The following is a 1,031-nucleotide window of genomic DNA, read 5'->3' on the forward strand; positions in this document are numbered from 1 at the left end:
AACAAGACCGTGGCAGGCATCTCACGCGAAGTCCTTCCAGCTGGAGACAAACGCGCTCTCAACAAATTCCTCACCGAGTACGACTGGGACGAACAACAGTTCAACCACGAACGCCTCGAAGAACTCCAAAAACACGGTGAAACACGCTGGTCGAAGGATGGCTACATCATCCTCGACGACACGATCACCCACAAAGCCGGGGACGAAGTCCCCGGCGTCGGCCACTTCTACGATCACGCTGAAGATGACACTGTCTGGGGCCAAGACCTCATCTACGCCTTCTACGCTGACGACAAAACCGCCTACCCACTCACCTTCCGACTCTACGAAAAACAGGACGACAATGACCAAGACCACGACACCAAGTACGATCTCGCCCGCGAGATCGTCACCGAACTCGAAGACGAGGTAGGTGTCCCGGCGGACACCTACCTCTTCGACTCGTGGTTCGCCCACGATTCTGGCCTTCCTGAACTCATCGAATCCTCCGAGAAAGACTGGATCGGCCCGCTCCGGAGCAACCGACAGGTGACCTACGGCGGCGAAGAGATCCGCGTCGATGCGCTTGCAGAGCGCATCGACACGGTTGAACGCGACGTCGAAGACGAGACCTACCACATCTGGACAAAGAAGCTTCCCGTCTCCCAACTGGGAGACGTGAAGCTGGTGCTCGCTGAGAAAGAAACTGACGAAGAAGACGAAGAGAACCCGGTCAAGTACCTCGTCACGAACAAGATCGACGCACCGACCGAGCACATTATTCGCTCCTACGGGATGCGGTGGCGCATCGAAACGTTCTTCGAGGACTCGAAGCAGGATCTCGGCTTGGGAGACTGCGAGATGCAGACCGACGAAGGTGCCAGTCGGCACTGGCACCTTCTGATGGCTGCCTACAGTCTCGTCCGTCTTGATCCCGAATCGAGCGCCTTGGGGACGGTTCGCTCGAAAGCGTCATCGCTTCGAGCGAACCTCGAACACTCGCTGAAAGAAGCCGTTTACAACCTTCTCTCGTGGGTTCGAGACAACGATGA

Annotated in this window: 1 protein-coding gene; it reads left to right on the forward strand. The window is 56.9% G+C overall.

Annotated elements, in window-relative coordinates:
• On the forward strand, positions 1 to 1,031 hold a 1,031-nt coding region (locus tag Z052_RS09590; RefSeq protein ID WP_099288990.1), incomplete at both ends, for an IS701 family transposase.

The sequence above is a fragment of the Halorubrum sp. C191 genome, assembly GCF_002727095.1.
GTDB classification, from domain to species: Archaea; Halobacteriota; Halobacteria; order Halobacteriales; family Haloferacaceae; genus Halorubrum; species Halorubrum ezzemoulense.